The following is a 242-nucleotide window of genomic DNA, read 5'->3' on the forward strand; positions in this document are numbered from 1 at the left end:
GCGTGCAGAAGCTCAAGGAGGGCTCGCCGGCCTCGGCCACGCCGTGGCCCCCGCCCGCCGCCACCGGACCTGGCGCAGCGCCTGCCGGCGCTGCACCGGCAGCGGGTGCCGCACCGGCTGCGGGCGCCGCCCCGGCCGCCGGCACCGCGCCGGCCGAGGCCGGCGCTGATCCGGCCGCCAAGCCCTCCGATGGCGCTCCGGCGGCCGAACCGACCTAGCACTAACGGGAGGTTCCGTCAGGC

Annotated in this window: 1 protein-coding gene; it reads left to right on the forward strand. The window is 80.2% G+C overall.

Annotation, left to right across the window (positions count from 1 at the left end):
- A partial coding sequence (locus ACQG3P_RS22395) for a hypothetical protein (RefSeq protein WP_426806284.1) occupies window positions 1–218 on the forward strand: 218 nt, incomplete at its 5' end.
- Window positions 219–242 lie beyond the last annotated feature (24 nt).

The sequence above is a fragment of the Stenotrophomonas sp. SrG genome, assembly GCF_050031795.1.
Lineage (GTDB): Bacteria > Pseudomonadota > Gammaproteobacteria > Xanthomonadales > Xanthomonadaceae > Stenotrophomonas > Stenotrophomonas rhizophila_A.